The 17,091-nt window shown below is 60.0% G+C and carries 5 protein-coding genes; 2 read left to right on the top strand and 3 right to left on the bottom strand.

The window, feature by feature from the left end:
* Nucleotides 1-46: 46 nt before the first annotated feature.
* The 3 genes from GSR16_RS07985 to GSR16_RS07975 are packed head-to-tail and all read right to left on the bottom strand — an operon-like array spanning nucleotide 47 to nucleotide 11,212.
* Complete coding sequence (locus GSR16_RS07985; RefSeq protein ID WP_159876208.1) at nucleotides 47-391, bottom strand: DUF7957 family protein; 345 nt, start codon at nucleotides 389-391, stop codon at nucleotides 47-49.
* 13 nt (nucleotides 392-404) lie between these two features.
* On the bottom strand, nucleotides 405-9,491 hold the full coding sequence (locus GSR16_RS07980) for a hemagglutinin repeat-containing protein (RefSeq protein ID WP_159876206.1): 9,087 nt from the start codon (nucleotides 9,489-9,491) through the stop codon (nucleotides 405-407).
* A gap of 29 nt (nucleotides 9,492-9,520) precedes the next feature.
* A complete protein-coding gene (locus GSR16_RS07975; protein ID WP_159876204.1) occupies nucleotides 9,521-11,212 on the bottom strand; it encodes a ShlB/FhaC/HecB family hemolysin secretion/activation protein in 1,692 nt (563 codons plus the stop codon).
* Between the two features lie 314 nt (nucleotides 11,213-11,526).
* Between GSR16_RS07975 and GSR16_RS07970 the strand changes: the two genes are divergently transcribed.
* Nucleotides 11,527-13,008: a methyl-accepting chemotaxis protein gene (locus tag GSR16_RS07970; RefSeq protein WP_159876202.1), complete on the top strand. Its 1,482-nt coding sequence runs from the start codon at nucleotides 11,527-11,529 to the stop codon at nucleotides 13,006-13,008.
* Nucleotides 13,009-13,120: 112 nt separating this feature from the next.
* A complete protein-coding gene (gene hrpA / locus GSR16_RS07965; protein WP_159876200.1) occupies nucleotides 13,121-17,062 on the top strand; it encodes an ATP-dependent RNA helicase HrpA in 3,942 nt (1,313 codons plus the stop codon).
* The last annotated feature ends 29 nt before the right edge of the window (nucleotides 17,063-17,091 follow it).

Genomic DNA, 17,091 nt, shown 5'->3' with positions numbered 1-17,091 from the left:
CGGCCTCGTCCCGTTTTTGGGGGAGTATTGCACCAATTCTTTGATACTATTTAACAACATCTCTTCTTATGATTTCACCATTTTCAGGATCAAAGAAGAAACGTCTTCCATAAAAATCAACTACAAAAAATTCCCCCTCAATCATATTAAGCCCAACATAAGGCCAGCAATTTTGTCCTTTAATTTCAAACTCATTAGGTTTTATTCTCCACTTAAATTTACCATTAAATGAATAGCAATATAAATTATTTATTTCATTGCAATCCATTGGAATGTCCAGCAAAAAAATTACATCTCCATTTTTTAACTCAATATATTTATCCACATTCTGATCAAAAATAATAATTTTTTTGTTAACTATTGCCCTGTCGCCTTCTACGATTACTTTCATATGCAGAATTCCTTTACTTTATAGGTCTTTCATTTACAAATGAGCCTACTCTTTGGCCCATAAGATCATATTGAGTCCCACCTCCCTTCTGGCCAAAAAGATTATTAGCCTCTCCGGAACGTATTGTGGTCCCAGCACTAATTTTAACATCTACAATGTACTTTGGAACAGAAGGCAAAGCATACTTATCCTGAATCTGTTTGGCAGTTAGTCCTTTAATATCCTCAGCCCTCATCATCCAACCACCTGCTTTTTGAGAAACCATACCATCATAAACTCGAACAAATGTAGTATCATTTGCAATTTTAATTTCTTTAACCATGGTTCCTGGGGTGTAAGGAGGGTGGTCGTAGCCTTGTAACTTCCACCAATTATTTACTTCGGCAGCATTAACCTCCTTGGTTTGTGAGCTTGATACCCAGCCTAATCCCGCACTTTTCGATATTGAACTGAATTTATCAGTTATCACCTTGCCCGCCACTGGCGATAGTGAAGCCAGTATAATGCGAACACCCTCTACCGTTTGAACGTATGCTTGTGCCTTTTCATGATCAACATTAAAAGTCTCCATTGCATAGTTTATCATTACATCACTAATCTGTTGCTGATTTTGCGCATCAACAGTTGTGATATTTAACAAATTGATCAGCTGCCCATAAGCATCTCCATACTGCTGGCTAGCTTTAGAGTTATAGCTGCCGGTATTTTCATATTCAGCTTTGGCCTGGTATATCTTCAGCCGTTCCGATGCACATGCGGCACTAGCAGCCTCTCCATTGCCACAAGCTACAATGACTTTTTTATCCCTACTAACATCAAGCTCGATCAGTTCTTCAATTTTTTGTTGGGCTTTTACTCGTTCAGCCGGGTCTGTGCTGTTTTTAAGTTTTTGCTTTGCCATTTCAAGCGCACTTTTTTCCGACACGCTTAGATAGTTATTCCACACCTCATTATTCGCCACCTGCCCCGCCGTCAGCGCTCCCGCCGAATTTCCAGTACTCAAGCCCCCTGCCAGCGTGCCGGTAAGGGTGGTGAGTGCTGCCACGGTTTGCTTCTGCTCTTCGCTCAGCTCGGCTACCGTCTTGCCGGGGTAGAGCTGCTTCATCACCAAGTCTGCGGTAATCGGGGCGATGCCGCCACCCACTGCGCCCGCAGTGGTGTTCTGGCCCTTGGCGGCGGCCAGTAGTGCGCCCAGGGCGGCGTGGGCCATGGCGTTTGCGGCCAGGTTGGTGTTGCCGTCGGCGTCGGTGGTCATCTGCTTGACCACTTGGGCCAGGTAGGGCGCGGCAGCGTCGGTGACAGCACCTTTCATGTCGCCGCCTACCAAGCCCTGGATAGCAGCACTGATGGCCTGGCCGGCGCGCTGGAAGTCGCCACCGGTGCCGTATTGTTGTTTCATCGCCAGGGCGGCAGCCCGGTCTGCCGGGTCGCTGGAGGTCGCCAGTATTTTATCGGCCTCGTCCCGTTTTTGTTGGCTGATGCTGTTGGTGATGTCGCGGCCGATGTTGCCGATGATCTGGGCGGCTTTGATGGTGTCTTGCGTATCTTTGAGCTTTTGCTGCAGTTGCTGAGCCTGTTGCAGCGTCAGGCTGTTGGTGAGCGCGCCGTTGGCTGTGCTGGCGTCACGGCTGGTGAGGCTGTCGGCAGCGGTTTTGCTGGTTGCATCGCCACTGCTGATGGTGATGCTGGTGGGGCTGATGACGCTCTTGGTCTGGCTGCTTTCGTCATTATTCTTCGGCAAGCCAGCATTACCCAGTGCATTGGCAGCCAGATTGCTCATGACATTGCTCAGCAACGTACTGCCATTGCCTGCGCTGATGCCAATGCTGGTGGAGCTGGCATCGGTATGCTGGTGGTTGTCCAGATCCTGGTAGCTGAGGCTGCCGGTCGTCAGCTTGTTGTGTTCGGCACTGGCCTGGCTGGTGATGGCCGCGCCGGTGAGGCTGGTATTGCCAGCGACATTGAGATTGAAACCGCCGCTGCCGGCGGCAATGCCGCTTTGGCCGGTGGCGCTCTGGTAGTCGTGGTTGATGTCCTGTGCGGCCAGGTTGACGCTGCCGCTGACGAATTGGCCGTAGCAGATGGGCGGCACGCAGACGCTGATGTCGAAGCCGCTGGAGGACTGATGGCTTTCGTACTGGCTTTGGTCTTGCAGGGTGGTGATGGCCAGTTTGCCACCCACATCAGCATTGACTGTTTTGCCGGCCAGCTGTGCGCCAAACAGCGTGGTGTCATTACCGCTATGCAGGTTCAGCTGATTGCTGGCGGTGACCAGGGTGTTGTCGTAGGTGGTTTCACTGCCATTGGCCACACCCTGGCTTTGGCCGACGCCCAGCTGGAAGCTGATGCCGTTTTGCTGGCCGAAGCCGAAGGTTGCACCGGCACTGGCATTGCTGGAGTTGTTCTTGTTGTGGACTTCGGCGGTATTGGTAGCTGCTTGCAGCAGGATGTCCTTGCTGGCGGACAGGTTGATATCGGTAGCTTGCAGCTTGGCCCCGGTAGCGCTGAGGTTACCATCGGTGGCGATGATATTGAGCGTGTCTGCCTGGACGATGGTTCCACGCTGGGTGGTGCTGTTACTGCTGCTGTCCTGGCTGCTGCGATTGCTCCCCACGGTGGCGCTGACTGCGAAGGCGGCGCTGTTGTTGTTGACCGTACCTTTACCGGCTTCGGTACTGGCCTTGTTCAGCGTATTCATGGTGTCTTCTGCCTTCAGCGCTGTGCCAATGCCGCCATTGGCCAGTTTGTAGGCATCGTAGCCGGCCTTGAGGGCCAGTGCGCCTTGCAGACGGCCGTTAGAGGTATTACGGGCGGCCTGGGCGGCGTCGTAAATGCCGGTGATGACGCTGCCCACGCTGCCAGACAGCTGGCTGCCGATGGTGAAGCTCTTGCTTTCCTGATGGTATTGGCTGTTGTCCTGGTTGGTGATGGCGTCCAGGGTGACGGCATTGCCTTGCAGGGTGGCGGTTTGCTTGGCTTGCAGGTTGGCTCCCTGGCTGAGCAGATTGCCTTGGCCTGTGCCGGTGTATTGCTTGTCAGCTCCGGCCAGTACGGTGAGATTGCCGCTGTTGGCGCTGAGCAGGCTGGTGCTTTGGGTGGTGCTGGGCTGGGTGCCGTTTTCTTTGCTGGCGGTGGTGCCAAACAGTGTCCAGCGTGGGGCGACACCAGGCAGCAAGCCCAAGGCGCTGCTGCTGGAACTGGCCTGACTGGTGCTGGCCAAGGTATTGGTGGCGGACAGGATATTAACGTTGCGGCCAGCTTGTACGTGCAGGTTCTGGTCGGCAAGGACGGTGGCGGCTTGCAGGGTGGCATCGTGCCCGGCACTGAGTTGAACGTTCTGGCCGCTCAGGGTGCTGCCGGTTTGTTGGGTGGCGGTAAAGTTACCCAGATCTTGCCCGCGGTTGCCACCATATTGCAGCCCGCTTAGCAAGCTGAAGCTGAAGCCGCGGCTGTTTTCCTGGTGGGCTGCACTGCGGGTTTCGCGCGTGGTTTGCGTGGTGAGGTTGAGGTCGCGCTGGGCGCTGGCGGTGAGGCCTTGCTCGGCTTGCAGATTACTGGCGGACAGGTTCAGATCGCGCCCGGCCTGGATGTTGATTTGCTGGGCAGCCAGTTCGCTGGGGTTAAGGGTGGTGCGTGCCACGCTGCTTTGGTCTGCACGCTGACTGCTGCGGAACAGCTTGCTGTCGCTGCTGCTGGATTGTTGCTGATAGCGGTCGGTGTTCTGGCTGGCTTCCATGTTGATGTCACGCCCGGCTATCAAGTTGGCCTGCCCTTGCGCGGACGTCAACAGGCTGCCTTGCAGGTTGAGATCCTGTCCGGCTTGCAGTGCCAAACCATTGCCCGCATTGATTTGGCTGCCCTTGGCCCAGCTTTGTGCGCCCTGGTAGCTGTCGTCGCTGCTGCGGCTGCTGAGCAGGCCTTTTTTGCTGCTGTGGCTTTGCCAGTCCAGTTGCTGGGTTTGCTGGCCGCTGGCGAGGGTGAGGTCTTGTCCGGCTTGCAGCCGGACCTGGCCTTGGGCGCTGTCGAGGGTGGCGGCAGTGGCGGCAAGGTTGCGCCCGGCCTGCAGGGTGAGGTCGCCCTGGGTGGATAGGCGGCTGCCGGTTTGGTCGGTACTGGCCTGGGCGGACCAGTTGTTGGCATTCCAGGTGATGCGGCGTTGCTGGGCGGTGTCGGTGGTGCCGAGTGTGAGGTCTTGTCCGGCGGACAGCACGGTGCTGCCGCTGGATTGGTTGCTCAACTGGCTGCCGCTGAGGTCGAGGTTGCGGCCTGCGGCCAGCAGCATGGAGCCGGTGCCCTGCCCCAGGTACAGCCCGGCAATACGGTCGAGTGCAGTTTGTTGCAGGGTGTTGCCGCCGCTGCCGTGTTGTTGGCTGAAGGTGGTGCTGGCGCTGGTCAGGTCGCGCCCGGCGCTCAGGCTGAGGCTGTGGTCGGCCTGAATGCGTCCGCCCTGGTTGTTGAGGTCGGTGTTGGCGTGGATGGCCAGGTCGCCGCCTTGCAGACGTCCGGCCAGGTTGTGGATGGTGTCGGCGTTGATGCTGAGCAGTTGCCGCCCGGCCATGCTGCCCTGGTTGGTAAGGTCGCCATTCAGTTGTAGTTGCAACCGGTCTGCCGCCAGGATGGCACCGCTGGGGGCCAGGTCGCCTTGCTGGAGTTTGACGTAGACCTGTGGCACCAGCACTTGCTGGCTGCGGCCATCCGGCAGGGTGACGGTTTGGCTGACCAGCCAGACGATGTCGCTGGTGAGCTGAGCCATTTGCGCGGCGGTGAGCGCCACGCCGGGCACCAGTTGGTGGCTGGCGGCAAAGGTTTTACCACTGTCCATCAGCGCGCGGAACTGGGCCTGGCCGTCGCCATAGCCTGCCAGCAGGCTTTGGCCGGTGAGGCGGCTGATTTGCTGGTTGATGAGTTGTTGTTCGTAGTAACCATCTCCCAGGCGTTTGAGGGAGGTATTGGGGTCGGGCGACAGCCCGGCCAGCAGGTAATCGCTGCCCAGCCAGGCCTGGCGATTGGTCAACGCGGGGTCGGTTTCCAGCAATGGTGCCGGTCCGTCGGGCAGCAGGCGGTACAGGCTGCTGCGTGGCAACTGGATGGTGGGCGGCTGGGTCAGCACGCTGCCGGGGATGCCATTGCTGCCGGGTTCCAGCTGTACCGTGCCATTGCTGGTTTGGCTGAGCCGGGCCACTTCGCTGCCGGGAGCGGGCGATGCAATCGGGCTGGGGCCCGGGCGGCCCTGATCCAGATTGGCGACGGTGTCAGCGTTGATGACCAGGCTGGTCTTGCCCTGGATGCTGGCATCAATGCTGCCTATGGTTTCGCGGATGTCGGGCCGGGGGAAAGCAAAGCCACCACTGGAGTACATGAGTATCTGCACATCAAACTGGTGATTACGGTACAGCGTGGCGGCGGTATTGATGATCTGGCTACCTGCCCCACCGTCTATTTGCAGCTGGTCTGCGGCGCTGATCTGACCGTACTGGTTGTCCAGCAACTGGCCCGGCTGCAACAGCATATTGCCGCCAGCGCGGATGGTGGGGGCAGCCCCGGCGTCGGCTGTTAGCACGTCGTCCTTAGCGGTGTGATGAGCAGTGCGGCGTAGTTCGTTATACGGTTCGGTGGTACCCAGACCTGTCGGATTAATCACGGTATGGATGGGGTCAGTCAACTGATACGGCGTAATCAGCAATACGCAATTGCGGCTGCAACTGCCATATTGCGCGTCGTAACGGACGGCGTCGGTCTGGTAAGAGAAGTACGGCGCACCACCGGTGCCACCCGGCCCGTGCAGCAACAGGAAGGGGTCGAGCCCATCCGGGCTTTGGTCCGGGTTGGCCACGCCGTCCTGACGCAGGGTGTAGTAGATGGTTTGGGTTTGCGGCTGGTCGATATTGATGCGCCAGCGCTCACCGGTCATGCCCCAGCCACGGCCATTGGCAAAGAAGAAGGTGCTGGTTTGCGGGCTGAGTTTGACCACCGCGCGGCCCAGTACATTGCCATCCGGGGTGATGATCTGCTCGTTGCTGATGATGTCGGCCGGGTCAACAAAATAAATTTGCGAAGCCCGGTAATTGGCCGAGTTACGCAGGTCGCCACCGTTGTGGCCATTACGCTTCCAGCCGGGCAGGTTCATGGTGACGGTTTCGTCAATGCTGCTTTGCTGGCTAATGCCCACCCGCAGCCGCTGATTGCGTACGGTGTCGGCGCTGATCTGCATATTGCCACCGGCCTCGATGCTGGCCGACTTGTTGTCCACCAGGCTGGTCGGGCGATTGATCTGGCCGTTGCTGTCAAAGCCGCCACCTATCACCATGTCACCCAAGCTGATGATCTGGGCGTTTTCGCCATTAAGCAGTTGATCGGTCGCGATGCCCAGTTGTTGCCGGGCGGCAATCACCGGTGCTTGCCCGGCCAGTGGGGTGTTGTCCAGCAGCGGCGCGACCAGCAACAGCCGGTCGGCATAAATACGCCCGCTGCCGCGATTGCTGATGGCTTGTCCGGCAAGAAGGCTGGCATCCCCGGCGTCTATCAGGCCCTGATTGTCCAGGCTGGTGGTGGCTTGCAGGTCCAGCGTGCTGGCGCTGATGTCGGCCTGGCTGGCATTGCTGATGCTGTCTGCCTGTATGCTGGCGCTGCCACCGGCGCGCAGGCTGGACTGGTTATCCAGCTTGCCCGTCGTGCTGAGTACAAGGTTTCTGCCCGCCTGGATAGCGGCCTGTACGGTGAGGTCTTGCCGGGTATTGAGGGTGAGATCCTGCCCGGCAACAAACTGGCCACTGCTGTTCAGTTGCCTGGCCTGGATGGTCAGATTGCGACTGGCCGTGGTCAGCCCGCCTTGCTGTTGCAGGATGTCCGCTTGCAGTGCGGCATCACCCAGGCTGTGTAATTCCCCCTGGTTGTGCAGGGATTGTGCGGCAACCAGCGACAGGCTGGATTTGGCGGCAATCAGCCCGGCCTGGTTGTCCAGCGTATCGCCATGCAGGGTGACGGCATCGCCCATGATCAGGCCGGCCTGATTGCGCAGGGTGCTGCTGTTGATATCCAGCACACTGGCTTGCATGCGTCCATCCTGCAGGTTGAACAAGTCGCCGGTTTTCAAGGCCAGCCTGCCGCCGGAGAGCACACCCAGCGTATTGCCACTGTCGCCATTCCACAGAGTTTGTCCGCCCGTATCCAGTTGCAGGCTTTGGCTGGCGGCCAGCAAACCGCCACGGTTGTCCACCATGCCGCTGTTGGCGCTGATGTCGCGGGCAAAGATGCCACCCTGGCGATTGTCGATATCACTGCCATTGAACAACAGCCCGGCGGCTTCCAGCCAACCGGCACGGTTGTCCAGCTGCCCGGTCATCAGGCTGAGTTCGCCCCCTGCGGCGAGCTTGCCCTGCCCATTGTCCAGCGTGGCAGTGCGCAGAATCATGTCGTGCTTGGCCAGCAGGGTGCCGCCCTGATTGTGGATGGCCCCGGTGTCGATCCGCGCCTGATCGACATACAACTTGCCCTGCCGGTTATCCAGCACAGGCCCGAACAATTGCAGCGTGCGCAGCTGCATGCTGCCGTGATTCTGCAAGCCTTGCTGCAGGCTCAGGTCGATGCCGCCATTAACCAGCAGGCTGCCGCTGTTGTCGAGCAGGCCTGTCACGTGGATGGTGCCGTCGGGTAGCACCTCGGCGGGTGTGGGCTGGCTGTAAACCGGGGCATCCCCGCCCGGTGCTGTCGTACTGTCTGTGGCAGGCGGAGTGGCCGTACCGTCATCCGGCGTGGATGGCAGCTCAGGCGCAGTGCTGGATTTGGGCGGCAGGCCCATCACCCCGCTGCTGTGCAAGGCATTCGCCTGCAACAGCAAGCCCTGCTGGCCGGTCTGGCTGAGTTGGCCCGCGTTGTCCAGGCTGTCTGTGTCTATCTGCAAGCGCTGGCCGCTGATGCTGCCGCTGCTGCTGTTGTGGATGTCACTGGCGTTCAGCAGCAGTTCGCGCCCGGCATTGATCAGCCCGCTGTTGCTCAGTGGCCCGTTGGCAATGTGCAGGTTGTGGCTGGCCGACAAGGTGCCGCCATTATCCAGCCCCTGGCTTTGCACATGCAGGCTGCCACCCTGCTGCGCCAGCATGCGGCCGGTGTTGATCAGGCGGCCATCCGCTTGCAGCTGCAAATCGCCCTGACTTGCCACCAACTCACCGGCATTGCGTGCGCCCAGGCCGTGTTCGGTAGCCAGCAGGGTGATCTTGCCGGCGTACATGCCACCGATTGCCGCCACGTCCAGGCTGTAGGCCGGGGCAGCACCGCCACTCCCCGCTGCTGGGGTGGCAGTAGCGATGAGCTTGCCCGTGGCATCCAGCTGGTTCTGACCGGTGCTCAGCTGCAGTTGCTGCGCCCACAGCCCGGCATTCAGTTGTACGGCGCGGGCCAGGATGGTGGTGTAGTCGCTGCCGCTATCGTTCAGCCCTGCGCCGTTAATCTGCAGCATACCGTTGCCAGTCTGGAAACCTTGCACTACCCCGCCAGCTAGCTGCGGCGTGGCAGCGGCAAAGGTGCTGCGGTTGGCATTGAGCACAGTGACGCCATCTATGCGCAGGCCGGAGGGGTTGGCAATAATCAGGTCTGCCCGCGCACCGGCAATTTCCATGGTGCCGCTCAGGCGTGATGGGTTGGCGCTGTTGATCTGGTTGACGATGACTTTGGCACTACCGCCGGCCAGCCACGGGTTGCCCGCCACCCAACCGGCGCTTTGGGTTTGGCTGGCGCTGCGACCGTTATTGAAGATGGTGACCGGCGTGGTGGTGTCGAACTGGCGGTACTGGTTCATCGATACCCCGCCGGCGGTAGGGGTCTGGATATTGATCTGCACTGCACCGCTGGCGGTATTGAGGATGGTGGGGCGCTGCCCGGCTGGCGCAGCTGGGTCGGCCAGAATCTGCGCCAGCGCAGCACCGGGCAAGTTGAGCAACAGCAAGGCCAGTGCCAGCGGTCTCCATCTCCAGCAGCATGGCTGTGACTGCCCTGCCCCCGGTTGTGTACTGGCTGAGCGCTGGTGGCTGCCAGCCAGCTCGGCAACTGGCATCAACAGATTGCGCAGGGGGTTGAACACAAGGCGATGGCAGTGACGATTCATGTGCAGGTCTCCGGAGGCAGGGCGCTGCGTCAAAAGCGGTAGGCAAGGGAGAAGCCCCCGGTGCTGCCGGGGGTGCGAAAATGGGTGGGGTATTGCATGGGTTTGCTGATGAACACTTCGTAGTCGAAGCCAAGCAACTGGCCACGGCTGCCCACTGTGGCACCACTCAGGCGACGGCCTTGTAACCAGACCGCCGATTGCCCGCCGACTTCGCCGTGGTCGTAGGCCAGATAGATTTCTCGCCCTTTGAATTGCCAGCCCAGCTCATTGCGCAACAGCCAGCCGCGATCGGCGCTGAGCTGGTTGTCGCCGTTGTAGCCGCGTACGGTGTCGCGGCTGCCAATGGCAAAACGGTCCAGCGGAATCAAGGGGGTCTGGTTGTATTGGCCTCGCCAGGCCGAACTGAACTGCCAGGCCTGTCCCAGGCCACGAAATGGCAATACCAGCTGCGCCTCCGCCTGCCATAGCTGCAAGCGGGAGCTGCCCTCGTTGAAGGCTTCTTCCGGCGCGGGCTGCGCACGGCGTGCGCCGGTTCCACGCCGGTAATTCAGGCTGGCGCTGAATGCGCCCTCACCCAAACGCGCTTCGTGAGATACGCCCACCTCCCAGCCCGCCATGCGACGGCGCTGCACGTCGATTTCGGCATCGTTGATGAAGCTGCTGGTCTTGCGTTGCCACAGCTGCAAGTTCAAGCCGGTTTTGCTGTCGGCATCACGCAATAGCAGGCGCGACAGCTTAAGGGCCGCGTTTTCGCTTTTACCGTGATACAGATAGCTTTCATAGGCACCAGCCACCGACTGGCGATAACGGCCATCATTCAGTGTCAGGCCGAGCAGCCAATACCCCAGCGGCAGGCTGTAGCTGACGGTGTTGTTTTCAGAGCCCCGTTCGCCATCCTGACCACCACCCAGCGCCTGGCTGCGGGACAGGTTGAGCATGTCATTGAGAGTCAGCAGATGATCCACCGCCAGCGTGGCACTGCCTTGCAGCACCCCGGTGGCCTGGTTGCCACCATCATCCAGCTGCAATGACAAGCGGTATGGCCTGTGTTGCCGCCATTGCACCAGCACGTCGCTGCTATTGGGCGGCGCATCTGCTGCGCTGGCCGGGGCAATCTGGAAGTCCGCCTGCACCGAAGGCAGGCGTTGCAGGTTTTCCAGCCCTTGTTCGATGTCGCGCAGATTGAGCACATCACCCGGCCCGGTTGGCAGGGCATTCAACGTACGCATTGCAGTGCTGTTGTCGGCAGCAGGTTTGATCTGGTGAATAAAACCGGGCAGCAAGGTGAACACCAGCTGTCCGGTGCTCAGGTTTTGCGGGCTGACCAACACCCGGGAAGTGACAAAGCCCTGGGTCAGCAGCGCGTTCTGCATGCGCCGTTGCAGCAGGCTGATGCCCTGGCTGCCAAGGCAGCGGCCAATGGCGCTATCCGGCCAGGCGGCAGCGGTCAACAACCACTGAAAACGTTGGGATAGCGCACCTTGCAGCAACAACTGCCGGATCGGGAAGCACGGCTGTTCTGCCGGCGGCAAGGACGTGGCCGCAGATACATTGGTTTCAGGGGAAACGGGGGGCTGGGCGACGGATGATGGAGCTTGTGCATGGGCATGCACCGTCCACAGGCAGGCCAGCAATGGCAGCACGCTACCCAGACTACGCGGTGCAAGCAGGGAAATCGGTATCAAGTGGCAGCCGAACATCGGAGAGCGGGACGTTGTCATGGTCTGCCGATTGTGCGAATGCCATGCTGCTTGGCCTATCAGCACCTTCCCAAATGGCCATGGCACTTTTCGGCGTGTGCCGGTGATGGCTGGCTAGTAATAGTCTGACGATTCTGTACACACCGTCTTTCTGTGCGTTGCAGAACAAAAAATACACAGCTCCCACTCACTGACAGGCCAGCTATCACGTACTCAGCTCATAGCGCGATTGCCGATTTCAAACGGTTGTTTTACATTAGCCAATCGCCAGGAATCTGGCGTAAAAATCAAAACAATACTTACAAATCAAGACGCAACGAGGGAGAACTCACCACATGACTGCCAAGTCCGTTACCGACTGGTTCATACCGGAAACCATTCGCCAATCCCCCGCTCAGGCCATCGGCGCACGCACTACCGTAGGGGTTGGCCTGCTGGCTGGCTGTATTGCCCCGCTGTTTTCCATCGAATATTTCATGCTGAATCATCCCGCCATGGGCACTGGCATTGCACTGGGCGGGCTGGGTTTGTTGCTGGCGCCACTCTTGCTGAAACTGACCGGCGCACTACGTTTTTGTGCCGAGCTGATTACCAGCTGCATGTTCGTGATGGTGTGCTGGATGGTGTATGTCAACGGCGGCATCATGTCCACCAGCGTGGTGTGGTTTGCTTCCATTCCGTTTACCGCCATTTTTGTGTCCACCCGTCGCTCCGGCATGGTGTGGATGGTGCTGACCATCCTGGCCATCGGCCTGTTCTTTTTGCTCTCATCCGACCCCGGTGCCCTACCAACGGTGCCAATTGATCACGCCGAAATCCCCAAGCTGCAAGCCAAGTCGCTGATCGGCCTTACCATCGTGGTTTTGTCGCTGGCAATGGCCTTTGACAAGGCCAAGGTAAAAAGCCTGGAGCGGCTGGAACAGGCACGCGCCGAGTCCGAACAGGCCAGCCGCGCCATGCGCGAGATGATGGAACAGGTGGCGCGCTCCATCCGTGCCGCGTCTAGCGCCAGCCGCGATATCGCCGACAGCACCGGGCTGATGGCCGAAACCATGGCCGACCAGCGCAGTCGTGCCGAAGACATGATGGTGGTGGCGCAGCAGATGGCGGTGGTCACCAGCCAGAACGCCGCCCAGTCCGACAGCGCCACCCGTCTGGCGCAGACCGCAGGCAATGCGGCCAGCAGCGGTGGCCAGGTGATGGATCAGGCCGTGCTACAGCTTGGCCGCGCCGGGGAAGTCATCTCGCACGCCGCCAGCAAGCTGGAAGACCTGGGCCAGCGCAGTGCCGAGGTCAACGGCATCGTGCAGTTGATTCGTGACATTGCCGACCAGACCAACCTGCTGGCACTCAATGCCGCCATCGAGGCAGCGCGGGCTGGCGAAATGGGACGCGGCTTTGCCGTGGTGGCGGACGAGGTGCGCAAGCTGGCCGAACGCACCCAGAACGCCACGCTGGACATCGAAACCAAGATCAAGCTGATTGTGGATGGCACCAATCAGGCCATCATCGCCATGCGCGACGGCAACAGCCAGATGCAGGCCGGGCGCAGTAATGCCCAAGAGGCACAGCAGAATCTGCAAGGCATCATTCAGGAAACCCGCGAGCTGGCCAACTTGCTGGAGGAAGTCTCCCGTGCCGAAAGCAGCCAGAACCAGGGCTTTGCCCAGTTTGCCGGCGACATCACCGCGGTGGGCGAGTCCACCCGTTCGCTGTCCACCGAAACCCGCTCCATTGCCGATGCCATTACCCGGCTGGATCAATTGCTGGATGAGCTAGGCCGCTCCTCGCACGCACAGCAGGCCGTCATGGTCTGAACCCCAGCCCGCTGGCCACTGTAGACCGCCCCCGGGCGGTCTTTTGCATTCAGCCCCCGGCCCCGGCTCTGCTATACTGGCGGCCTTCTGTAAACCAGTGCTCTTTGCCCCGATGACCACCCCAGTCCAGCAGCTGTCCCAACTCAAAGCCCGCCTTGCCCATTGTCTGATCCGTGATCGCCATGTCTTGCGTCGCAAGCTGAACGATGCCAGTGAGCGCCTGAAAAAAGGGCAGCCTGCCGACAAGCAACTGGCCGACATCAGCCAGCAACTGGAACGCTCGGCCTCCCGTGCCGATGCGCGCCGTCAGCACATGCCGCGGCCGCAGTTTGACGATGCGCTGCCGGTCAACCAGAAGCTGGACGATATCAAGGCCACCATTGCCGCCCATCAGGTGGTAATCATCTGTGGCGAAACCGGCTCGGGCAAAACCACGCAGATTCCCAAAATCTGCCTGGAGCTGGGCCGCGGAGTGTACGGGCTGATCGGCCACACCCAGCCACGCCGTCTGGCCGCACGTTCGGTGGCCACCCGCATTGCGCAGGAGCTGGGCTCGCAACTGGGCGAGCATGTCGGCTTCAAGGTGCGCTTTACCGACAAGCTGTCGGAGAAGTCCGTCATCAAGCTGATGACCGACGGCATCATGCTGGCGGAAACCCAGACCGACCGCTATCTGGAAGCCTACGACACCATCATCATCGACGAGGCGCACGAACGCAGCCTTAACATCGACTTCCTGCTGGGTTTTCTCAAGCAGCTGCTGCCACGCCGCCCGGACCTGAAAATCATCATTACCTCGGCCACCATCGACGCCGACCGCTTTGCCCGCCATTTTGATGGCGCACCGGTGATTGAAGTCTCCGGCCGCACCTTTCCGGTGGAAGTGCGCTACCGCCCGCTCAAGCAGCGCGACGAAGACGAGCGCGAAATGGAAATGGAAGACGCCATTGTCGACGCCGCCGACGAGCTGTCGCGCCAGGGCGCGGGCGACATGTTGGTGTTTTTGCCCGGCGAGCGCGAAATCCGCGAAACGGCGGAAAAGCTGCGCAAGTCCGGTATTCGCGGTTATGAAATCCTGCCCTTGTTTGCCCGCCTGTCCAACGAAGACCAGCAGAAAATCTTCAAGCCATCCGGCGGACGGCGCATCGTGCTGGCCACCAATGTGGCGGAAACCTCGCTTACCGTGCCGGGCATCAAGTACGTGATCGACACCGGCCTTGCGCGCATCAACCGCTACAGCCCGCGCGCCAAGGTGGAACAGTTGCAAGTGGAAAAGATTTCCCAGGCCGCCGCGCGCCAGCGTGCCGGTCGTTGCGGCCGGGTGGAAGCCGGTATCTGCGTGCGCCTGTATGCCGAAGATGATTTTAATTCCCGCCCGGCATTTACCGACCCGGAAATCGTCCGCTCCAACCTGGCGGCGGTCATCCTGCGCATGGCTGCGTTGCGGCTGGGCCAGGTGGATGCCTTCCCTTTCCTGGAAGCCCCCAGCAGCCGCCTGATTGCCGACGGCTACCAGGTGCTGACCGAACTGGGCGCGGTGACCGACAGCAACGAACTCACCTCGGTGGGCAAGGAGCTGGCACGCATTCCGGTAGACCCGAAAGTGGGCCGCCTGTTGCTGGCCGGCCGCGATTTCGGCTGCATGCGCGAGGTGCTGATCATCGCCTCGGCGCTGTCCATCCAGGACCCGCGCGAGCGCCCGTTTGAAGCGCGCGAAGCCGCCGAACGTGCCCAGGCCCGCTTCAATGATGAAAAGTCCGACTTCCTGTCTTATCTGCATCTGTGGGACTTCTTCAGAGAAGCCATCAAGCACAAGAAGTCCAACCGCCTGCTGGTGAACACCTGCCACGAGCACTTCCTGTCCTATCTACGCCTGCGCGAATGGCGTGAGCTGCACGGCCAGCTGGCGGAGATTGCCAGCGAACTGGGCCTGATCAAGCGCGAAGCAGCCCATGCCGATGCCGAGCAGCCCGATGCACAGATGTCGCAGAAAAAGCGCCAGCAACTGGACGCTGTCGCCTACGAAAACCTGCACAAGGCGCTGCTGACCGGCCTGGTGGGTAATATCGGCATGAAGAATCTGGAAGGCGACGACTACCTGGGCGCACGTGGCGTCAGCTTCCATGTCTTCCCCGGCTCCGGCCTGAAAAAGAGCAAGCCCAAGTGGCTGGTGGCGGCCGAGCTGGTGGAAACCACCCGCCTGTACGCCCGTTGCGTGGCCAAGATCGAACCGGAATGGGTAGAGAAACTGGCCCCGCATCTGGTGAAATACCATTACTTTGAACCGCATTGGGAAAAGAGCCGCGGCGAAGTGGTGGCCAGCGAACGCGTCACCCTGTACGGCTTGACGCTGATTCCGCGCCGCGCAGTGAGCTATGGCCGTATCGCGCCGGAAGAATCACGTGAGCTGTTCATCCGTGGTGCGCTGGTGAATATGGATTACGTCAGCAATGCGCCCTTCTTCCAGCGCAATCAGCAACTGATCCGCGAAGTGGAACAGCTGGAACACAAGGCGCGCCGTCAGGACGTGCTGGTGGATGAAGAAGCGCTGTATGCCTTCTATCACGAACGCATTCCGGCCACGGTAGTGGATGCCGCCAGCTTTGAAGCCTGGCGCAAGGAAGCGGAAAAAACCGAACCCAAGCTGTTGCACCTGACCCGCGACGAGCTGATGCGCCACGCTGCCCAGCACGTGACGGAAAACCAGTTTCCGGAATGGCTGGAGCTGGAAGACGGCAAGCTGCGGCTGAAATACCGCTTTGAACCCAAGCACCCGCTGGATGGCGTCACCATGGATGTGCCGCTGGCCATTCTCAACCGCCTGCAACCCGCCCCGTTTGAGTGGCTGGTGCCGGGCATGGTGCGCGACAAGCTGCAACAACTGCTCAAGGGCCTGCCCAAGCAGGTGCGACGCTGTTGCGTACCGGTGCCGGATTTTGTCACCCGCTTCCTCAGCAGCAATCCGGACCAGCAGCAGCCCATTGCCCCGCAACTGGCACGTTTCATCCTGCGCGAAACCGGTGGCGTCAAGGTCGACATCGACGAATTCAACAAGCAGGAATTGCCGGAACACCTGTTGTTCAACTTCCGCATCATCGACGACGGCAAGCAGGAAATCGGCCTGGGCCGCGACCTGCTGGCCCTGCAAAAACAGTTTGGCCAGGCTGCCCAGCTGACCTTCCGCGACAGCAGTGCCGACTTCGAACGCGACGAGGTCAGCAGCTGGGACTTTGGCGACCTGCCGGAAAGCATCCAGTTTGCCCGTGGCCGCCAGCAGCTCACCGGCTATCCGGCGCTGACGCTGGAGCAGGACAAGGTGGCCATCCGCCTGTTCGACACCCAGCCCGAGGCCGAACGCCACCATCGCGCCGGGGTCATCCGCCTGTTGCAACTGCAATTGAAGGAACAGATGAAGCAACTGGGCAAGGGCCTGTCCGGCATGACCCAGATTGGCCTGAACCTGCGCAATGTGGCCAATGTGGATGTGCTGCTGGCCGATGCTATTGCCTGCATCTGCGACCGCGCCTTTATTGGCGAGGACACGCTGCCGCGCAGCGAAAAAGCCTTCAACGAGCAGAAAACCCGCGCCCGCACCCGCCTGCCGGCGGTGATTCAGGCGGTCACGCAATACCTGGGCCAGATCGGCAGCGAATACATGGTGCTGTATACCAAGTTGCAGAAACACCGCCTGGGCAATGAGCTACAACAGCAATTGAGCCGTCTGGTATACCCAGGCTTTTTGCAGGCCACACCATGGGCGCAGCTGCCCCAGCTTACCCGCTACATGCGCGCCATGAGCCTGCGCATGGACAAGCAGCCGGCCAATCCGCAACGCGATGGTCAGCGGGCGGCGGAAATTCGCGAGCTGTGGAACAAGTGGGAAGCCCGGCTGGCCGACGAGCGCGAGCGCGGCGAGCCATCACCGGCCTTGCTGGAATTCCGCTGGCAGCTGGAGGAGTTGCGTGTCAGCCTGTTTGCCCAGGAACTGAAAACACCGTACCCGGTTTCGGTAAAGCGATTGCAAAAAGCATGGCAGGACTTGCCTAAACAATGATCATTATCAATATTTAGCCGGGGCAAACA

The sequence above is a fragment of the Aquitalea denitrificans genome (genome assembly GCF_009856625.1).
Lineage (GTDB): Bacteria > Pseudomonadota > Gammaproteobacteria > Burkholderiales > Chromobacteriaceae > Aquitalea > Aquitalea denitrificans.
This window is presented reverse-complemented; position numbering and strand designations above follow the sequence as displayed.